Source organism: Nitrospira sp. BLG_2 (assembly GCF_049222245.1).
Window position 1 is genome coordinate 1 of sequence record NZ_JBLYIG010000649.1, and the last position, 3086, is coordinate 3086.

At 60.1% G+C, this 3086-nt stretch carries 4 protein-coding genes and 1 pseudogene; 3 read left to right on the plus strand and 2 right to left on the minus strand.

Annotation, left to right across the window (positions count from 1 at the left end; translation table 11 throughout):
- Positions 1 to 333: pseudogene (locus ACOSYY_RS17215) on the minus strand (hypothetical protein); the annotation flags it as partial.
- A 168-nt stretch (positions 334 to 501) separates the two neighbouring features.
- Here ACOSYY_RS17215 and ACOSYY_RS17220 point away from each other — a divergent pair.
- From ACOSYY_RS17220 to ACOSYY_RS17230, 3 genes are read left to right on the plus strand one after another with little or no spacing between them, the layout of a single operon-like run.
- Positions 502 to 660: a type II toxin-antitoxin system HicB family antitoxin gene (locus ACOSYY_RS17220; RefSeq protein WP_421664045.1), complete on the plus strand. Its 159-nt coding sequence runs from the start codon at positions 502 to 504 to the stop codon at positions 658 to 660.
- Positions 661 to 668: 8 nt separating this feature from the next.
- The gene (locus ACOSYY_RS17225) at positions 669 to 1037 is read left to right on the plus strand and encodes a DUF433 domain-containing protein (protein WP_421664047.1); all 369 of its coding nucleotides are present in this window, start codon (positions 669 to 671) and stop codon (positions 1035 to 1037) included.
- Positions 1034 to 1393, plus strand: coding sequence for a DUF5615 family PIN-like protein (locus tag ACOSYY_RS17230; protein ID WP_421664050.1), 360 nt, complete (start codon positions 1034 to 1036; stop codon positions 1391 to 1393). The genes ACOSYY_RS17225 and ACOSYY_RS17230 overlap by 4 nt, the downstream gene beginning before the upstream one ends.
- Positions 1394 to 1773: 380 nt before the next feature.
- On the opposite strand, the gene ACOSYY_RS17235 is transcribed toward ACOSYY_RS17230, so the two are convergent.
- Positions 1774 to 3086, minus strand: a 1313-nt coding sequence (locus tag ACOSYY_RS17235; RefSeq protein ID WP_421664048.1) for an eCIS core domain-containing protein, incomplete at its 5' end; no start/stop codon positions are given.

The window sequence follows — 3086 nt, forward strand, 5'->3', positions numbered from 1 at the left end:
CGGCGCCTCCATTACGCCGGCGCCACTACTTGTCGCACGTCGTTGTACGGTCGGACTCTCGGCATCGCTGCTTGGCCTGGTCGCTTCAGTATGCGGCATCCGCATCACCTGCTCGGCGACGCGATCGGCTTCCTGCTCGTATGGATCTCCCGGTTCATTGATCTGCAACTTGGTTTGCAACGGCCTTCCCAGGAGTCTCTTCTGGCTGCATTCCGCACATGTCCCGCTCATCCCTGCCGATCCGCCGCAGGCGCACCGGCGCTGGAGGACAAGACCGGAGATTGTACTGCTCCATGCCTTGGTCGTCGTCCGAACTGCTTCAGCCACGCTCATCGAGTTAGACCCTTCCCAATGCTATCCGCAGCCTCGCTTTGTATGGGCACCGCCGTTCCATCCTCTCATTGCCGCATTTCTGATCGGTTTGCTATGCTCCCCAGAGTCATTGAGCCATGAGGCGACCATCAAACCGTTGTGTTGGAACCGAGCCACGACTGAGGCTTCATGGTCTTTGTTCCTACTCTTCCTGGATACATCAGCGACGGTGAGCGCAAAGAAGAGACCCTCAAGAACATTCGAGAGGCTATCGAGTTGTACTTGGAACCTGTTGCAGACGATTTGCCCCTGAGTCCTGACGCAGAACAGATCGAATTGGCCGTATGAGCTTGGGCATGCCTGGACCTACGTGTCGGCGTGTCGTCCATTCTGCTCGTCACATTGACCGTCCTCGCCGGCTCGGTTATGCTACCCCTAATCCTTCGCTGATCCCCGCCATGCCCAAAGTATTGCACCCTCATATCACCACCGATCCGGCCATCTGCGGCGGGAGCCCGATCATTGAAGGGACACGGTTTCCTGTTCGCTCCGTCGTGTCGTACATCCTGTACCATGGCCTGACTCCCGAAGAGTTGGTGGCTCGCTTCACTCACCTCGGTCTGGGACAAATCCATGACGCCCTGGCCTACTACTACGACAACCGCGACGAAATGGAACAGGACCTCGACGCCAATCGCGAAGCCACCGTTAGGTCACGCCGATAACGCTCTATCTCGATGAAGACGTGGATCCCCTCCTCGCGAAGGTCCTCCGCGACCGAGGGTTCGATTGTGTGTCCACCAAAGAAGCCAACAATCGAGCCGCATCGGATGCCGCCCAACTCCGTTTTGCCACGGAACAGGGCCGCGTCATTTTGACGTTCAATGTGGGAGATTTCGTGACGCTGGCCCACGAATGGTCCAAGACCGGCCAGCCCCATGCAGGCATTATCGTATCGGACCATCTCCCCTTCCGTGAATTGCTTCGACGCATCCTCCTGCTCCTCCAGCGACACGGCCAACATGACCTCACAAACACGGTGCTGTGGCTCCAGGATTATAAGACCCCCGTCACAGGCTGATGGCGCCCTTGTTTCCCTCCTCATCCTTACCGAAAGACCCGGCATCCGGCGGTTGAAGGGAAATATCGTAACCGCCGAACGGACGCTCGCGCGTGGCGGCCCCGCCATGCGCGGCCTGTTCAAGTCACTATCCCGCATCCGCATCGCCTGCTCCGCGACGCGATCGGCTTCCTGCTCATAGACATCGCCCGGCTCATTGAGCCGCAACTTGGCTTGCAACGGTTTTCCCATGCCGCTTCTGCCTCTGGCATTCCAAGCAATCTCCGCTGAGCCCGCCGCCCCGTCGCAGACGGGCTGCACGATGTGCGGGCTGGATAAGGTCGCGCCTCCGGAGCCGGCATTCTTCCCAGCGACCGAGCGCATCATGGTTTGCAACACTCTCATTGTGGTGGACTACCTTGCGTCTGTTTCGGCCTCAGCACGGCTCGGCTCAACGGACCGGATGCTCGTGCATACAGGCGAACAACTTCGCCGATCTCGCCGCCCGCCATCTGGTTCGCTTGTTCGTGCACCAGCGGATACCGAAACGGACTGGGTTTCGACACCCAGATCTCCCCTCCCGCAGTGCGAAAGGCGATATGAGAAGGACCATCCATCGAACCTGAAAATCCTCGTCCATAGAGTGCCAGGTGTGCGGTCGCATCGTTGTCCGCCGGGACTGCTTGAAATTCGGTGTTCATGAAGTAGTCCCAGATCGCAGGCGCCGGAAACCGGTTCCCTTTTGCATAACTCAGGTAGGTGGCCTGCGATGCAGCGTCTGCAGCGTCGGTCAGACCGACGGATTCAAAATAGGCGGGGACGAGCGCCCAGACACGTTCGGATGGGTCGACATTGCGAACGCCTCCATAGACCCATCCCAGGCAATTTCCTCCGATCGGACAATACGGCTTGTCCCCCGGCGAGACGATGCCTTGCTTGACGATGAAGGCCCACGGACTGGCACCCAGGTTCGGATACGACCCCATGTACTCTTCGGCTATAGGACGGAACTTAGCGGACGGGCTCTCGGGTACATCGAGATTCGACATCACGGCCAAATCGAACGCCTCCCCGTCGATGACAATTTCATGCGTGCTCGCGAGTCCGGTCGAAAGTCCACCAGGGACGTCCGTCTTCTCCGGTTCAGCGCCGGTCCCCGGAGTCCGTTGCAGGGTTCTCCCATGATCGTTCCCCATTTGCTGAAGGGCATGGGTCAACTCGTGGGCGAGCAATCGTTGGCCAGCTTCCGTGGTCGGCACATATCGGCCCGCCCCGAACACCATATTCCTGCCGACCGTGTAGGCCTGTGCGTTGACTACACGTGCAGACTCGGCGGCACTGGCATCCGCATGCACGCGGACATTCCCAAAATCGTGGCCGAAGCGCGGCTCGAAGAAGGCCCGAGTGGCCTCGTCGAGCAGCTGCCCTGAGGAGTTCAGTACGTCGTGGACGATCGGCGGCGCTTCCATCACGCCGGCGCCTCCCTCTGTCGCCCGACGCTGCACCAGCGGACTCCCGGCATAGCGGCGAGGCCGGTCGTTCACGTCGGCGTCCGGCATCCGCATCACCTGCTCCGCCACCCGATCCGCTTCCTGCTCGTATGGATCTCCCGGTTCATTGATCTGCAACTTGGTTTGCAACGGCCTTCCCAGGAGTCTCTTCTGGCTGCATTCCGCACATGTCCCGCTCATCCCTGCCGCTCCGCCGCAGGCAC